Genomic DNA, 16,227 nt, shown 5'->3' on the forward strand with positions numbered 1-16,227 from the left:
TGAAAACCCACTCGAACCCTCCGGACCGTCCGGACGGTCGGGAGCCACCGTAGCAGCCGCCGCGCCGAGCGCAACCCCGATCTGCCGCTCGCTGCACGGGAGTCACCCCGTCACGACGGGCCTGCCGCCGGCCGTCGGGAGTCGAGCGATACGACCACCACGGCGGGTACGACCGGCCCCAACCCCGGCACGGTGTAGTCGGTCGCGGTGACCCCCGCCGACGCGGGCGCGGGCTCGGCCGCGCCCCCGTCCGAGGACGGAGACACCGCATCGCCCTGGGACGAGGTGTCCGTCGGGTCCGGGGAAGCCGATTCGGACTCGACCGCCGCCGGACCGCTCGTACTCTCGTCACTCCCGCCGCCCCCACCACCGCGACCGTTCGGCAGCAGGCTCATCACCACGATCACCACGAGAATCCCGCCGACCGCCCCGAGCACGGCCCCGACCCGGCGCCGCCGACGACGTCGGGGCAACGCATCGCCCGGGTCCACGACATCGCCCGAAGCCACCCGATCAACCGGCGACGCCACGGTGGTCGATCCCACCGGCGCGGGAACCGTGCCCCCGTCCCCACCGCCCTCGACGGCGGGCGATCCCACCGACGCGGGAACCGTACCCGCCTCCCCGCCGGCCTCCTCTGCCTCCACCGGCCGCACCGGTCCAGCGAGCGCCGCCGGCCCCGCCAACTCCCGCCCCACCCGCCGTGTCCCGCTGTCCGTCACATCCGCGTCGAGGGCCCGCCGGACCTCCTCCGCGTCCGGTCGCCGCTCCGGCTCCTTGGCCAGCAGCCCCAGGATCACGTCGGTCAGCGGCCCCGCCCGACGCGGCTTCGGGGGCGGCTCCCCGAGCACGGCGGCCATGCTCGTGTACGCCTGTTCGCGGCGGAACGGCGAATTGCCCTCGATCGCCTGGAAGAGCGTGCAGCCCAGCGCGAAAAGATCGGCCGCCGGCGTCGCCGGGTCCCCGCGCAGCCGTTCGGGCGCGATGTACTCCAGCGTCCCGATCACCCCGGACGCGGTCAGCCCCGCGTCGTCCTCGTGCACCGCGATCCCGAAGTCGGCCAAGGCGATCCGTCCGGTCGGCGCGAACAGCACGTTGGCGGGTTTCACGTCGCGGTGCACGATGCCGAGCGCGTGCGCCGTGGCCAGCGCGTCCACCAGCGCCGTGCCGACCACCCGGACCTGGGCCACGGTGAGCGGACCGTCCTCGTCGACCACCTCGGCCAGGGTGCGCGAGGGCACGTACTCCATCACGATCCACGGCACGCCGTCCTCGACCACCACATCGTGCACGCTGACGATGTGCGGATGCTCGCGCAGCCGCGCGGCGTTGCGCGCCTCGCGCATGGCCCGCGCCACCCGCTGCTCGCGTTCCGCCTCCGGTAGCCAGTCGCCGATGGTCACCTGTTTGAGCGCGACCTCGACGTGCAGCAGCTCGTCGTCTGCGCGCCAGACCACGCCCATACCCCCGGCGCCCAACCGCTCGCGCAGCCGATACCGGCCCACGACCGAGCGCCCCGAATCCCGCATGTCCATGGCAGGCCACCCCCGAAGGACAGTGTGCGCCGGGATCCGGTCATCGCGTCGGAAAACGGTCATCCCCGATTCCGCCCCGACGACGTCGGGCCGTCCGTCCCGGCGACGTTAGGCCGTCCGTTCGACCGACCCGACTTGTTGTCCGGACCTGCGCGCGAGTCTCTGCCGTACCGCTCGTCGATCCGGCACCATGACCTAATGAGCCGTGTGGAGAAAGGCACGTCGACCGAACCGTTGCTGCCTGCCCCGGCCCCGCCCACTCTGCCTCCGCTCGCCAAGCGACCGATCGTGCTGATCATGGTCGCGGTATTCGCGCTGCAGGCGGCGGTGTCCGCGCGCTACGGATTCCACCGCGACGAGCTGTACTTCGTCGTGGCCGGTCGACATCTCGCCTGGGGCTACGTGGACCAGCCTCCACTGACCCCGCTGCTCGCCCGGGCGTCCGGCGAACTGTTCGGGGACGACCCGCAGGACCTGCGGATATTCGCCGCCCTCGCGTGCGCCGGGACGGTGCTCCTGGTCGCCCTGATCGCCCGGGAGTTCGGCAGCGGACGGGCCGGCCAGCTGCTCGCGGCGGCCTGCGCGGCCACCTCCGGGATCGTGCTCGGCATCGGTCACCTGTGGTCCACCGCGACCCTGGACATCGTCGCGTGGCTGCTGATCGCGTGGTTCGTCCTGCGGCTGCTGCGCACCGGCGACGGGCGCTGGTGGCTCGCGGTGGGTGCCGCCGTCGGCTTCGCGATGCTGAACAAGTACCTGGTCGGCTATCTCGTGGTGGCCCTGCTCGTGGGCCTGCTCGCGGTCGGCCCCCGCGAGGTGTTGCGCAGCCGGTGGCTGGTCGGCGGCGCGGCGATCGCGATCGGGCTGAGCGCGCCGGGTCTGTGGTGGCAGGCCACCCACGACTGGCCGCAGTTCACCGTGGCCGGCGGGATCAGCACGGACGACGGCATCAAGAACCGGATCATGTTCGTCCCGCTGCAAATCGCTTATCTGTCACCACTGTTCGTGCCGATCTGGGTGGCCGGCGCGCGCCGGCTGCTGCGGGCGCCGCAGATCGACTGGGCGCGCTCGATAGTGCCGGGCTACGCGATCCTGTGCGTGCTGGTGATCGCCTCCGGCGGCAAGTCGTACTACGCGCTGCCGCTGCTCCTGGTGCTGGTCGCGGCGGGGTGCGAGCCGACCGTGCAGTGGGCCGCGAGCCGGCCCGGGCGGCGGGTGCCGGTGGGTTCGATGCTCCTGGTCGCCACGGTCACCAGCGCGGTCATCTCGCTGCCGCTGCTGCCGGCCGGCCGGGTGAACGCGGTGATCGGGATCAACCCCGAGCAGGGCGAGCAGATCGGCTGGCCGGAACTGGCCGACGCGGCGGCGGTGGCCTGGGGGCGGATCCCGCCGGACCAGCGCGGCCGGGCGGTGCTGTTCGCGGGCAACTACGGCGAGGCCGGCGCGCTGGACCGGTACGGCCCGGCCCGGGGGTTGCCGAAGCCGTACTCGGGCCATATGTCCTTCGCCGACTGGGGCCCGCCGCCGGATCGCGCCGACGGGCCCGTCGTGGTCGTCCGCGAGGGGGAAGTCACCGCGCGATACCGCGACTTCGTCGACTGCCGGCTGGTCACCCGGGTGGACAACGGCAAGGGGGTCGACAACGAGGAGCAGCACGCGGTGGTCGAACTGTGCGCCGGCACCACGAAGCCCTGGTCCCGCATCTGGCCGGACCTGCGGCACTTCTACTGAGCCCTGAGCCCTGAGCACTGAGCCCTGAGCACTGAGCCCTGCGCACCGAGCCCGCACGGCACCGAATCGCACCACCGCACGTCCCACCACACCCGGTCCCACCGCACCACCTCGCACCACATCGCACCCGACCGAGTCGTATCGAGTCGTACCGAGTCCCGAGGAGTGTCATGGCGCAGGCGAGTCCGCCCGGGTACCGCACCGGTGGCGAGGGGCGACCGGGGTCGCTGACGGGATCGGCGTATCGGGAGATCCGACGCCGGGTGTTGTACCTGGAGCTGGCCCCGGGCTCGCGGTTCACCGAGAAGGCGGTGGCCGAGGAACTGGGCATGAGCAAGACACCCGTACACGAGGCGCTGGCGCTGCTGGCCGAGGACGGGTTCGTCGACGTGATCCCGCGCAGCGGCTACCGGGTCACCCGGGTCACGCTGCGCTCCGCGCGCGAGTTGTTCGACCTGCACCGCGTGCTCGCCCGGGACGCCTCGGCGGCGGTGGCCCGGCGCGCGGCGGAGGTCGGCTCGGCGCCGGCGCGCGAGGGCGCGTGGGTGCGTACGCCGACCCCGGTGGCCGGGCCGGACGCCTGGCTGGAGCGGTACACCCGGCTGCATCTGGTGATCGCCGATCTGGCGGGCAACCGGCATCTGCGGCGCGCGCTGGCCGGCACGCTGTACGCCCACCACCGGCTGCTGCGGTTGTGCGTCACCGCCGACGGGCCGCACCTGCGGGTGATCGCGGGGGACGACGGTCCACTCCTCGACGCGCTGGCGGACGGCGACGCGGAGGCGGCCGGGCGGGCCGCGCACACCCGGCTGACCGGCTGTCGGGAGCGAGTGCTCGACACGTTGCTGGCCAACGACGCGCTGCTCGACGTGAACATCACCGGGCCGTCGCCTGGGCGGTGATCACCCGGCCCGGCCGCACGGCGACGGCATCGGCGCCGTCGCCGTCGCCGTCGCGGAGCAGCGTGCCCAGGTCCAGATCGAGCACCGCGTCGGGCGGCAGGCCCCCGGGCCCGCCGTCCGCGGGCCGGTTCAGGTACGCGGCCACCACCGGCACCAGGGTCGCGAACAGCGCCGCGCCCAGGGCCCGGATCCCGTCCTCGACCACGGCCGCCGCGCCGTCCGGGTCGCCCGCGGCCAGCGCGGCCGACAGCGCGGAGCGGTCGGGCGCGGGCCAGTGCGGGTCGCCGAGCGCGGTGGCCAGGTACAGGTGCCGCAGCTGGTGGCGCAGTACGTACCCCTCGACCTCGGCCGCCCGCGCGTTGCCGGCCCGTTCGGCCAGCGCGGCGCCGTAGGCCAGGCCCTGGACCGGCCTCGGCACCGCGTCGGTCCGCTCCCCGCTGGTCGCCTGCCACCACGCGAGCGCCGCCGCGTCCAGGCCGGCCGTGCCCTCGCCCCGCGCGGCCGCCAGGCGGGCCGGCAACGTCTCGACCGTCACCCGCAGTTCGAGCAGTTCCCGGACGTCGCGCAGGGTGACCGGCATGACCAGATAGCCCGAGTGCGGCGCGACCGCCACCAGGCTCTCGTGGGTGAGCAGGTTCAGCGCCTCGCGCACCGGCGTCTTGCCCAGGTCCAGGGCGGCGGCCAGGTCGCCCTCGCTGAAGACCGTTCCGGGCGGCATCTCCAGGCGCAGGATGCGCCGCCGGATCACCTCGCGGGCAACGGCGGTCCGGCTCTTCGGGCGCGCCGGCGAGCTCGATGTCATGCCCGGATTCTCTCCGGATCCCGGCCCCGGTCGGCTCCGCACACCCGAATCGGCGAAGACCGGCAAAGCCCGATCGGCGCCCGGATCGACTCGGCCGGACGCCGACGCCGCGCGAACTCGAGGCGGCCGGCACCTTCCCGGACCTGTGCGCCTAATATCTCAGGCAGCAGGATCGGCGACATGGACGCGGGGGCGCGTCGCCCCCGGACATGGCCCGTCATGGTGCCCGGCAGGTGGGGCCTTCGCCCTCCCCGGGGCCGGCTCCTGCGATGATCCTCGCGACGAGGAAGGTGGTTTCGGATGCTCGCCGGCGTGACCTGCGCGGCCCGTACGCCGCTCGGCGTCCGGCCGGGAGTGGCTCCGCCCGCCGATCCCCCTCGTCCACGGCGCGACCGGGCCTACCATCGAAACCGTGTCGAAGGCTCCACCGACCGCATCCGCGAGCCGCAGCCGCACGCCACCCCCTCGGGACGAACGACCTTGGACATCGACATATGACCGCGTCGCAGCACACCCGATCCGCATCCCCCGTCACGCTCTTGCGCGAATGGCGCGAGCGCGCCGACGGGGCCGCCCTGCACGAGGCGCTGTTCCTCGGCCTCGGCGTCGACCTGCCCTTCCTGGAGCGGGTCGCCGTACCGCTCGCCCGGGACCTGTCCGCCCGCGTCGCCATCCTCGGCGACGCCGCCCAGGAGGCGCACGACCCGAGCCGGGTGCGGGGCGCCGGTCGGGACTACCTCTACGCACCCACCGTGTGTCCCGGCTCGCTGCGCGCCAAGCTGGTCGTACTGATCGGCGAACACGCCTGCCGGATCGCGATCGGCGGCGGCTCCCCCGCACTGCCCGGCTGGGCCGGCGACGACCGCCTGTGGACGGTGGTCGAGACCGAGGACGACGCCTCCAACGCACTGCTCGCCGACGTCGCGGACTGGCTGGACAAGCTGCCGGACCTGGACACGGTGGCGATGGCGCCGTGGGCCGCCGAGCACCTGCGGGAGATCGCCGGGCTGCTGACCGAGCGGCACATCCTGGCGGACGAGACCCCGGGTCCCGAGGCCCGGCTCCTGGACAACCTCGACCGCCCGCTGCTCGACCGGCTCCCGAACGGTCCGGTGGACGAGCTGCACCTGTACGCCCCCGCCGTGGACCCGGGCGGTGAGACGCTGCGCGAGCTGATCGCCCGGCTGGCTCCGGCGCGGGTGGTGCTGGGCGTACACGAGAACTGGTCCGGCTACTCCGGCGCGGTGCTGCGCTCGGCCCTCGCGGGGCGGCCCGCCGAGGTGCGGGTGCTGCCCGAACAGCGGCTGACGCACGGCCGGTTCGCGCAGTGGCGGATCGGCGAGCAGTGGTCCGCGCTGACCGGCAACGCGGACCTGAGCCGGGCCGGTCTCGGCACCACCGCGGCGGCCGGCGGCGGCCTCGACCTCGCGGTACACACCGTCGGCGGCCCGGTCCTGCCGCTCGACGAGGGCCGCACCGTCGCGCCCGCCGACCTGGACGCGCTGCGCGGCGTGGCGGCCACGCCCGAACTGGTCCTGCTCGGCGCCCGGGCGGACGGCGCGGGGCTGCACGTGGTGCTCGCCGGGCCCGCCCGCGAGCCGGTCACGATCACCACGTCCGTCGACGGATCGGCGGGCTCCTGGCGGGAGTTGGGCGTCGTCCCGGCCGGCGCGACGAGCGCGACCTTCCCGCCGGCGGCCGGTCAGGGCCCGGCGGTGCGGGGCAGCCTTCCACGCGCCGACGGCGGCGTGACGCACTCCGGCGTGGTCTTCGCGTACAGCCCGGCCACGGCCGCACGGCCGAGCGAGCAGCGGGTGACGCCGCGAGCCGAGCCGACGCCGACGCCGGCCGCGCCGACCCCGGCTCCCGTTCCCGCCGCGCCCAAGGCCCCCGAGCCGCCCCGGGCGCCGGCGGCACCCGTGAGCCCGCCGCCGCGTCCGGTCGAGGTCGCCGCGCCCGCTCCGACGCCCCCGCCGGCTCCGACCCCGCCGCCGCTCTACGTCGCCGCCGGGACCGAGTTCGAGTCGGCCGGCACCACCACCTTCGCCCCCGCGCCGGAGGACAGCCCGTACACCGAGGCCATCGAGGAATTCGCCGCGCACGGCTGGGTGGCCGGCATCGAGGACGGGATCTGGCGGATCACCGGCTCGTTCGGCAACCCGGTCCCGATCGCGGCGGTGGCCGCGACCCGGCTCGCGCAGTACGGCGAGCCGGTGCTGATCCAGGCCGGCAACGAGCGCCGCTGGGCGTTCATGGCCTGGGAGGCGCCCGACCTGACGCTGCTGAACTGGCCCGCCCGGAACTGGCGCAGCTACCAGATACGCCGGCCCGCCGACCCCGAGTCGCGCTTCCGCGGCGGCGACCTGGCGAGCGTCCCGGGCCGGGTCGGCCCGCTCAACCGGCAGATCGGCGACCCGCCGCCGGCCCTGCTGCGGGTGCTGGACGAGGTGGGCATCGGCTTCGCCGAACTGGTCAAGACCCTGCAGGAGATCGGCGGCTGACCCCGGCGCGACCCGGACCGCGGTCCGGGTCGCGCGGGGCGGCGCACGGGTACGGGTACCGAGCGAGCGATCGTTAGAATGCCCGGCAACCAAGACGATGCGTCCCGGAACGGCCGGAGCAAGTCCGCGGAATCAGGAGGCGGACCCATGGCGGAGCCATTGGCGGCGGATCTGCGCGCCGACGGTCACACCGACTGGCGCGGATACCGACCGCTGCTGCTGCCGCCGATCCTGGCCGCGTCGCTCGCCGCGTTCGACGAGCACGGCTATCACGGTACGACGGTGCGCGACATCGCCCGCCGGGTCGGCGTAACGGTGCCGGCGCTGTACTACCACTACCGGAACAAGCAGGCCCTGCTGGTCGAGTTGCTGATCGGCTCGATGAACGCCGCCCTGGGCCGCTGCCGGGCAGCGCTCGAAGAGGCCGAGGACGCGCCGGCCGCACGATTCGCCGCGCTGGTCGAGTGCATCGTCCTGTACATGGCCAACCGCGCACCGCTGGCGTTCCTGGACACCGAGATGCGCAGCCTGGAACCGGCCAACCGGGCCCGCTACGTGGCGATGCGCGACGAACTCGAATCCCTGATGCACGCCGCCGTCCGCGACGGCGTGGCCCTGGGCGAGTTCACCACCCCATACCCGATCGACGCCGGCCGAGCAGTCATCACCTGCTGCCAGGCAGTAGCCAACTGGTACCGCCCCACAGGCCCCCTGACCCCCCAACAAATTGCCGACCGCTACGTACAGATCTCCTTGTCCACAGTCGGCTACACAGGCACCTTCAGCCCGACCGGCACTTGAGCCCACCCCAAGCAACCAACACAAAACGCCACCCGAACCCCCGGCCCAACAACAACCAGCCCGGCCGGCGCTTGAGGCCACCTCAAACAACCAATACGAAACGCCGGCCGAACCCCCCAAGCCCAACAACAACCAGCCCGGCCGGCGCTTGAGGCCACCTCAAACAACCAACACGAAACGCCGGCCGAACCCCCCAGCCCAGCAACAACCAGCCCGGCCGGCGCTTGAGGCCACCTCAAACAACCAACACGAAACGCCGGCCGAACCCCCCAGCCCAGCAACAACCAGCCCGGCCGGCGCTTGAGGCCAAAAGACCTAGGCCGAAGGCCAGGTCCCCTGCGGCCCAGCGCCGAGCGTCACCGCGGGGACATGCGGATCGCCCCATCCAGCCGGATGACCTCCCCGTTCAGCATCTGGTTCTCCACGATGTGCGCGACCAGCGCCGCATACTCCGCCGGCCGCCCCAACCGACTCGGGTGCGGCACCTGCGCACCCAGCGACTCCCGCGCCGCCTCCGGCAACGACCCGAGCAGCGGCGTCTCGAACAACCCGGGCGCGATCGTCATCACCCGCACCGCCAACCCCGACAGGTCCCGCGCGATCGGCAGCGTCATCGCCGCGATCCCGCCCTTGGACGCGCTGTAGGCGGCCTGCCCGATCTGCCCGTCGAACGCGGCGACCGACGCCGTGTTGACCACCACGCCGCGCTCGCCGTCCACCGGCTCGTGCGTGCTCATCCGCTCCGCGGCCAACCGCAGCACGTTGAACGTGCCGATCAGGTTGACGTTGACCACGCGGGCGAACACGTCCAGCGGGAAGGCGCCCTTCTTGCCCACCGTGCGAGCCGCGTTCGCGATGCCCGCGCAGTTGACCGTGATCGCCAGCGTGCCGTCCGCGTCGGCCGCCTCCACCGCGGCCCGCACCTCGTCCTCACGGGTGACGTCGCCGGGTACGAACAGGGCCCGCTCGCCCAGCCGTTCGGCCACCTCCTTGCCCTGCGACGAGGGCAGGTCGACGAGCACGACCGACGCGCCCTTCGCGACGAGCAGTTCGGCGGTGGCCAGGCCGAGCCCCGAGGCGCCGCCGGTGATCAGGGCGGTGGTGCCTTCGATGCGCATACGTGTGTCTCCGTAACTCGCTACTCACTGACAAAAACCCGGCCGACGAACCCGACCGAAAACCCGGCCAACCGGCCAACCGACCAACCGACCAACCGAACGACCGAACGACCTCAGAGCCGTTCGATGATCATCGCGTTGGCCATCCCGCCGCCCTCGCACATCGTCTGCAACCCGTACCGCCCGCCCGTGGCCTCCAACACCCCGAGCAGCGTGCTCAGCAGCCGCCCACCGGAGGCACCGAGGGGGTGCCCGATCGCGATCGCGCCGCCGCGCCGGTTCACCTTCTCCAGGTCGGCGCCCACCTCCGCCGCCCACGCCAACGGCACCGGCGCGAACGCCTCGTTGACCTCGAACGCGTCGATGTCGTCGATCCCCAGGCCGGCCCGCTCCAGCACCTTGCGGGTGGCCGGGACAACGCCCATCAGCATCAGCAGCGGGTCGTCGCCGGTGACCGCGAACGCGTGGAAACGGGCGCGCGGGGTCAGGCCGAGCGCGTTCGCCCGTTCCTCGCTCATGATCAGCGCGGCGGACGCGCCGTCCGTCAGCGGCGAGGAGTTGCCCGGGGTGATCCGCCAGTCGATCTCCGGGAAGCGCGCGGCCATGCCCTCGTCCACGAACGCGGGCTTGAGACCGGCCAGTCCCTCCTCCGAGGTGCTCGGACGTACCGTCTCGTCCACCCGGTGCTCGCCGCCGGCCACGGTGATCGGCACGATCTCGCGGTCGAACGCGCCCTGCGCGGCGGCCTGCGCGGCGAGGCGGTGCGAGCGGGCGGAGAACCGGTCCAGCGTCTCCCGGTCCAGGTTCCACCGGGCCGAGATCAACTCGGCCGAGTAGCCCTGCGGGATCAGGCCCTCGGGGTAGCGCGCGGCGAGCAGTTCGCCGCCGAGCGGGTTGCCGCCGTGCGAGGCGAGACCCATCGGCACCCGGCTCATCGACTCGACACCGGCCGCGATCACGATGTCGTACGCGCCGGCGATCACGCCCTGCGCGGCGAAGTGCGCGGCCTGCTGGCTGGATCCGCACTGCCGGTCCACCGTGGTGGCGGGCACGCCCTCGGGGAATCCGGCGGCGAGGACCGCGTTGCGGGCGATGTTCAGCGACTGGTCGCCGCCCTGGGTGACGCAGCCCGCGATCACGTCCTCGACCAGGGCCGGGTCCAAGCCGTTGCGCTCGACCAGGGCCCGCAACGTGTGCGCGAGCAGGTCGACGGGGTGGGTGCCGGACAGGGCGCCGCCGGGCTTGCCCTTGCCGGAGGCGGTGCGTACGGCGTCGACGACGACGGCTGTGGTCATGGCGTTGCGTCTCCTTCACGACGGTGGAACCGGCGCACCGCGACGGCCGGACCCGGTCGTGGCATCCGGTGCGCGGTCCGCGCGATCGTGCCGCGATCCCGCTGTGGGCCGGCCGCTCCCGGATTCCCGCAGGGTCCTGCCGGCAAGGTTACTGAACGTTCGCTAAGACATTCGACCCGCCGGCGCAAATGCTGTCAAGCATCGACCCGGGCGGCGACACGCTCGTGCTCGTCTCGGCGATACCGCGCACGTCAACCGACAAAACCGGCATCGAGCCCCGTCCCGGGGGTTAGGCTGACCTACGTGACCAGCGCACCAGTACGCGAACCACGTCAACACCGCAGTCGTGTCACCCGTGCCCGACTCCTGGACACCGCCGTCGACGTGCTGGCCGAGCTGGGCTGGCTCGGCGGCACCGTGACCGTGGTCGCCGAGCGCGCGGGCGTCTCACGAGGCGCCGTGCAGCACCACTTCCCCACCCGCGAGGACCTGTTCACCGCCGCGATCGACCACATCGCCGGTGACCTGGTCGCCCGTACCCGCCTGGACGGCGCCCGGATCCCGCCCGGCCCCGCGCACACCGAGGCGGTGGTCGAGGCACTGGCGTCGATGTTCCGGGGCAGGCTGTACCGGGCCGCGCTCAGCCTGTGGACGGCGGCGGTCAACGATCCCGTGCTGCGCGCGCGGGTGATCCCGCTGGATCTGCGACTGACCGCGGCGATATACGACATGGCCGTCGAGCTGCTCGACGCCGACGTCTCCCTGCCCGGGGTGTCCGCCGCCGTGGAGGCCACCCTCGACGTGGCCCGCGGTCTGGGCATCAGCGCGCTCGTCATCGATTACGACGAGCGTCGGCGGGCGGTCGTACGGCAATGGGCGGCGAGTCTGGACCACGTTCTGGCCGGGAACGGCGTGCCCTAACCGGAGCGTACGGCCTCATTTCACGCTTCGATGACCAATCCTTGGTACGGACCCGGTCGAATCGTGAACGTGGCCGGGTCGGAAGACCGTAACTTCACGGCGTGGACTGGAATCGACGGGCCTGCGCACGGCGCGGCCATGAGACGTACGCTCCCGACGAACCCGCGCTGCGCGCCCGGCTGCACGCGACCACGCCGGTCGGCGAGGCGTGGCGTTGCCTGCGCTGCGGCGACTACGTGCTCGGCGAGGTCAAGGGCCGCGGGCCCGCCGGCGACGCGCCGGTGGTGATGCGCGGTCGGGCGCTGCGCGACGTGTTGATCCTGCGCTTCCTCTCCATCGAGCGGGCCGCGCGCGGCGTACTGATCCTGCTCGCGGCCTACGCGGTCTGGCGGTTCAGCAACTCGCAGGACTCGGTGCGCCGGTTGTTCGAGGACGACCTGACCGCGTTCCGGCCGGTGGCCGAGCACTTCCACTACGACTTGGACCACTCGCCGATCGTCGACTCGATCCGCAAGACGTTCGACTACAAACGCTCGACGCTGATCTGGGTGGCGATCGGGATGGTCGCCTACGCGGTCATCGAGATCGTCGAGGCGGTCGGGTTGTGGTACCTCAAGCGCTGGGCGGAATACCTCACGGTGGTCGCCACCGCGGCGTTCCTACCGCTGGAGGGCTACGAGATGCGCGAGCACGTGAGCTGGTTCAAGGTCTGCACGCTGGTGCTGAACATCCTCGCGGTGGTCTACATCATCGTCGCCAAGCGGCTGTTCGGGGTGCGCGGCGGGGCCGAGGCGTTCGAACGCGAGCGGCACAGCGAATCGCTCCTGGAGATCGACGAGGCGATCCACCCCGGGCCGCCCCGGCAGCCGTGGGAGGAACACGTACACGCGACCAAGCCCCCGTCCGCCCGCACCCCGTAAACCCGCGGGCCCCGACCCGCACCCCCGGGCGCCCCGACCGAACGCCGGCCGGGGCGCCCGCTTGCCTCCACCGGGGCACCGAATCGCTCCCGGGGCCCGGCATCTCGCCGGGCGGGCGGTGCCTTGCCCGGACCCGGCACCTCACCCGAGCCGGGGCTGAACCGGCGCGACCTCCACCCCACGCTTCTCGACGCGAGGAGTCCCCACACGTGTGGGACTGATAACCCATCCTGTCCGGGTAGGGGTCGCCGCTGCTTCCGGGGCGAGGTCGGTGGGCGGGACCCGTGCCGTCTCGGTCTACGGCACCAGGACGATCCGGCCTCGGAGGCCGCCCTCCGCGACTGCGGCGAAGGCGCGGGGGGCGTCTGTGAAGGGGAAGGTTCGGGCCACGCGTAGCGTCAGTTCGCCCTTGCCGGCCGCCGTCGCGAGTTCGGCCAGCTGGGTGGCGTCGGCGCGGACCCACACGTGGTGTACCCGGATCCCGCGCAGCCCGGGCGGCGCCGCGCCCGCGTTGACCGCCACGAACGCCCCGCCGCCGCGTACCGCGTCCAGCGCGTCCGGGCCGAGCATGGCCGCATCCAGCGCGGCGTCCACCCCGCCGGGCACCAACGCCCGGATCCGGTCCGCCAGGTCGGCGCCGCGCGGCACGAACCACCTCGCGCCGAGGTCCCGCACCGACGCCTCGTCGGCGGCCCCCGCGACCGCGACCACCCGTACCCCGCGCGCCGCCGCCAGTTCGACCGCGAACGCGCCGACACCGCCCGCCGCCCCGGTGACCAGCAGGGTGTCCCCCGCCGCCGAGCCGAGCAGGTCGAGCCCCTGCCACGCCGTCGAGCCGTTCAGCGGGATCGTCGCCGCCGCCACCGGATCCAGGCCGACCGGCCGCGGCGCCACCGCGTCGGCGTCCAGCACCACGAACTCGGCCAGCGCGCCGGTCCGTACATCCAACCGGTCGCGCAACCCGAGCACCGCGTCGCCGACCGCGAACCCGGCCACGCCCGCCCCGACCGCGTCGACCTCGCCCGCGACGTCCCACCCGAGCCCGAACACCGCACGCTCGCGCACCAGTCCGTACCGCACCGGCGCGCCCTCCACCACCATCAGGTCCACCGGATTCACCGTCGCCGCCGCGACCCGGATCCGCACCCGACCGGGCCCCGGCTCACCCACGGGTCCGTCCACGACCTCGACCACCGACGCACCGGACCGAGCGATCACCGCACGCATGACCCACCACTCCCACACTCTCCGCAGCCACGGGCCGAACTCCCGACCCCCTCGACCGCCAACCTAGGAAGAGCTACTCTCCGAGAGGAAGTACCCACCCGGAAGTGCGTATCCCACCCGAAGGAGAGCCATGGCCACCCGCACCGCCGCCGAACGCCGCGCCCAGGCCCGTTCCGAGTTCGACGCGTACATGGCGAGTTGCCCGGCCCGCCGGCTCCTGGACGGGATCAGCGACAAGTGGGTCAGCCTGCTCGTCAACGCGCTCGCCGACGGCCCGCGACGCTACAGCGACCTGTCCCGGCGGGTGGCCGGGGTCAGCCAGAAGATGCTCACCCAGACCCTGCGCAACCTGGAGCGCGACGGACTGGTCGAGCGCACCGTCACCCCGTCCGTCCCGGTCCGCGTCGACTACGCGCTGACCCCGCTCGGCGCGAGCCTGCTGCCGCTCATGCAGGCGGTCAAGATCTGGGCGGAGGAGCACATCCCCGAGGTGGACCGGGCCCGCGAGCGCTACGACGCCGCGCACATGGACCCGAACCGCCCGTGATTCGGGTGGCACCGACCCGGGACACCGAGGGGCCGCCAGAAGATCGCCCGCTGTTCATTTCCCGGTCCGCCGGGGGTGATTCCCGCTCCATATCGTGATCTTGACCGGCGGAACGGACGCCGGCCGAGCCTCCGAGGAGCCCAGTTTCGTGTCGCCTGGCCGGGAGACCTACGAGCGCGAGCGGCGGATCGACCTGCTGATGGCGGAGAGCACGCCGTTGCGCAGATATGTGAGCGGGATCCTGGGGGCGGATCTGCACACGGTCGAAGACGTGGTCCAGGAAACGCTGTTACGGGCCTGGGAGGCCGCGGACCGCCTGGACTGGGACGGTCGCCCGATCCGCATGTGGCTGTTCCGCGTCGCCCGCAACCTGGCCGTCGACGCCCGACGGCGCAATCGTTCGTTGCCGGTGGGCATCGACCCGAGCGAGTTCACCGGGCTGCCCACGGTGCCCGATCCGGCGGCGTCGGTGGTCGATCGTTGCGTGCTGGTGGGGGCGTTGCGCCAACTGGCGCCGTCGCACCGCGAGGCCGTCGCGCACGTGCACCTGCTCGACCGCAGCGGCGCCGATGTCGCGCGCGCCCTGGGGATACCGCACGGGACGGTCAAGTCCCGTACCTACCACGGGATCGCGGCGATCCGGCGTGAGCCGGCCGCGATCGAGGAGAGCGGATGACCGGCTCCGAGGACCTCGCCATGCGGGTCGCCGGACACGATGTGATGACCCTGCTCGGGTGGACCGGAATCCTGGTCCTCGTGTTCGCCCTGGCCCACTGGGCCGCGATGCGGCGCGGCGGCTGGCGCTTCGTCCGGCGTCGGCTGCGCCGCGAAATCGCGCTCACCGTGGCCGCGTTCGCCGAGCCGATCGCCGCGCTCGTGCGGTTCCGCCGGCGCCGCCGACTCCTGGTCCGCACGCTGCGCGCGCCCGGCACCTGGACGGACGCGGAGCACGCGGCGATGCTGGCGGCCGAGGTGAGCGCCAGCGCGCGCCCGTACGCCGTGCTGGTCGAGCGTGACGTGGTGGGGGTGTTGGTGGGCTGCGGCCCGGACCTGCCGGTGCCCGCCGAGCCGTGGGCGGTGGACGAACTCGACCCCCGTCTGTGGTGGATCGCCCGTTCCGACCTGGAGCCCGGATCCGGTCCCGCGCCGCTGCTGGTCGCGATCGGCACCCGGCACGAGGCGGTGGTCTTCCTGGACCTGCTGACCGGACCGCGCGTGCTGGCGGTCTCCGGCGAGCGGCGCGGCGCGCGGGCCACCGTCCAGTCGCTGGCCGCCCAGTTGGACGCCAGATTGCCGGCCGGCGCGGTCACCGTCGCCGCCGGGGTGCATCCGCGCTACGCGGGCCCGAGCGCCGCCGACGCGTTCGCGCATGCCACGACGGTCGCCGCGACCCGCCGCTACCCGCAGGTGGTGGCCTGCGCCGACACCCCCGAACTGCCCGCCGCCTCGCCCGTGTCGGTGCTGACCACGGGTCAACCCCGGGGTCATGCCCGGCTGTTGGCGATCGCACCGAACGGCGCACTGCTCGTACACGGCACGCCGCTGCGGGTGGACGCGCGCCCGCTGCCGCGCGCGGTGGCCGCGACGGTGTGGCGCCTGCCGCCCTGGTCCACGGAGGACGCGGTACACCCGGCCCCGGCCGGGATCGACCCGGACCTGGACCTCGACCCCGAGCCGACCCCGGCCACGCCGCCCCCCACGACGCGGGCTCAAGTTCCGGCGCAGGTCCCGGCCGCCGCGCACGACGACCTCTCCGAGCCCGCCGACACCGACAAGCCGAGCGGCGTCTCCATCGACGTGTGACCCGTGTCCCCGCACGCCGGACGGGCGGCCGAACGGCGTGTCCTCGATCCCCCGCCGAGCATCACCGCGCGGGCCCGGGACACGCCGCCGGGCACCCGTCCGGCGTGCGCCGACATCCCGGCCC

Annotated in this window: 14 protein-coding genes; 9 read left to right on the forward strand and 5 right to left on the reverse strand. The window is 73.5% G+C overall.

Annotation, left to right across the window (positions count from 1 at the left end):
- Window positions 1-110: 110 nt before the first annotated feature.
- The gene (locus ACMXN5_RS05005) at window positions 111-1,535 is read right to left on the reverse strand and encodes a serine/threonine-protein kinase (RefSeq protein ID WP_439674182.1); all 1,425 of its coding nucleotides are present in this window, start codon (window positions 1,533-1,535) and stop codon (window positions 111-113) included.
- A 198-nt stretch (window positions 1,536-1,733) separates the two neighbouring features.
- On the opposite strand from ACMXN5_RS05005, the gene ACMXN5_RS05010 reads away from it, so the two are divergent.
- Window positions 1,734-3,266: an ArnT family glycosyltransferase gene (locus ACMXN5_RS05010; protein ID WP_439674183.1), complete on the forward strand. Its 1,533-nt coding sequence runs from the start codon at window positions 1,734-1,736 to the stop codon at window positions 3,264-3,266.
- A gap of 170 nt (window positions 3,267-3,436) precedes the next feature.
- A complete protein-coding gene (locus ACMXN5_RS05015) occupies window positions 3,437-4,168 on the forward strand; it encodes a GntR family transcriptional regulator (protein ID WP_439674184.1) in 732 nt (243 codons plus the stop codon).
- Here ACMXN5_RS05015 and ACMXN5_RS05020 read toward each other — a convergent pair.
- The gene (locus ACMXN5_RS05020) at window positions 4,143-4,970 is read right to left on the reverse strand and encodes a GntR family transcriptional regulator (protein ID WP_439674185.1); all 828 of its coding nucleotides are present in this window, start codon (window positions 4,968-4,970) and stop codon (window positions 4,143-4,145) included. The two genes, ACMXN5_RS05015 and ACMXN5_RS05020, sit on opposite strands and share 26 nt — an antisense overlap.
- 494 nt (window positions 4,971-5,464) lie before the next feature.
- Here ACMXN5_RS05020 and ACMXN5_RS05025 point away from each other — a divergent pair, with 494 nt between their 5' ends.
- On the forward strand, window positions 5,465-7,471 hold the full coding sequence (locus ACMXN5_RS05025; protein WP_439674186.1) for a hypothetical protein: 2,007 nt from the start codon (window positions 5,465-5,467) through the stop codon (window positions 7,469-7,471).
- A 147-nt stretch (window positions 7,472-7,618) separates the two neighbouring features.
- Entirely contained in the window at window positions 7,619-8,272 is a 654-nt protein-coding gene (locus ACMXN5_RS05030; protein ID WP_439674187.1) for a TetR/AcrR family transcriptional regulator, read from the forward strand.
- Window positions 8,273-8,628: 356 nt separating this feature from the next.
- Here the strand turns inward: ACMXN5_RS05030 and ACMXN5_RS05035 are convergent, their stop codons facing one another.
- A complete protein-coding gene (locus tag ACMXN5_RS05035; protein ID WP_380035221.1) occupies window positions 8,629-9,390 on the reverse strand; it encodes a 3-hydroxyacyl-CoA dehydrogenase in 762 nt (253 codons plus the stop codon).
- A gap of 113 nt (window positions 9,391-9,503) precedes the next feature.
- A complete protein-coding gene (locus ACMXN5_RS05040) occupies window positions 9,504-10,685 on the reverse strand; it encodes a thiolase family protein (protein ID WP_439674188.1) in 1,182 nt (393 codons plus the stop codon).
- Window positions 10,686-10,988: 303 nt separating this feature from the next.
- Here ACMXN5_RS05040 and ACMXN5_RS05045 point away from each other — a divergent pair, with 303 nt between their 5' ends.
- Both ACMXN5_RS05045 and ACMXN5_RS05050 read left to right on the forward strand, forming a co-directional pair.
- A complete protein-coding gene (locus tag ACMXN5_RS05045; protein ID WP_395786411.1) occupies window positions 10,989-11,606 on the forward strand; it encodes a TetR/AcrR family transcriptional regulator in 618 nt (205 codons plus the stop codon).
- Window positions 11,607-11,707: 101 nt separating this feature from the next.
- Window positions 11,708-12,526 (forward strand): DUF2127 domain-containing protein, encoded by an 819-nt coding sequence (locus tag ACMXN5_RS05050; RefSeq protein ID WP_395786409.1) that lies wholly within the window; start codon window positions 11,708-11,710, stop codon window positions 12,524-12,526.
- 297 nt (window positions 12,527-12,823) lie between these two features.
- Here ACMXN5_RS05050 and ACMXN5_RS05055 read toward each other — a convergent pair whose 3' ends face one another.
- Window positions 12,824-13,753, reverse strand: a complete 930-nt coding sequence (locus ACMXN5_RS05055; protein WP_439674189.1) for an NADP-dependent oxidoreductase — start codon at window positions 13,751-13,753, stop codon at window positions 12,824-12,826.
- A gap of 130 nt (window positions 13,754-13,883) precedes the next feature.
- Here ACMXN5_RS05055 and ACMXN5_RS05060 point away from each other — a divergent pair, with 130 nt between their 5' ends.
- From ACMXN5_RS05060 to ACMXN5_RS05070, 3 genes are all read left to right on the forward strand, one after another.
- Window positions 13,884-14,300 (forward strand): winged helix-turn-helix transcriptional regulator, encoded by a 417-nt coding sequence (locus ACMXN5_RS05060; RefSeq protein WP_439674190.1) that lies wholly within the window; start codon window positions 13,884-13,886, stop codon window positions 14,298-14,300.
- A gap of 148 nt (window positions 14,301-14,448) precedes the next feature.
- The gene (locus ACMXN5_RS05065; protein WP_379998061.1) at window positions 14,449-14,976 is read left to right on the forward strand and encodes a sigma-70 family RNA polymerase sigma factor; all 528 of its coding nucleotides are present in this window, start codon (window positions 14,449-14,451) and stop codon (window positions 14,974-14,976) included.
- Window positions 14,973-16,103, forward strand: a complete 1,131-nt coding sequence (locus ACMXN5_RS05070; protein WP_439674191.1) for a hypothetical protein — start codon at window positions 14,973-14,975, stop codon at window positions 16,101-16,103. The genes ACMXN5_RS05065 and ACMXN5_RS05070 overlap by 4 nt, the downstream gene beginning before the upstream one ends.
- Window positions 16,104-16,227 lie beyond the last annotated feature (124 nt).

Origin of the sequence: Embleya australiensis (assembly GCF_051903075.1) — a bacterium.
Taxonomy (GTDB): Bacteria; Actinomycetota; Actinomycetes; order Streptomycetales; family Streptomycetaceae; genus Embleya.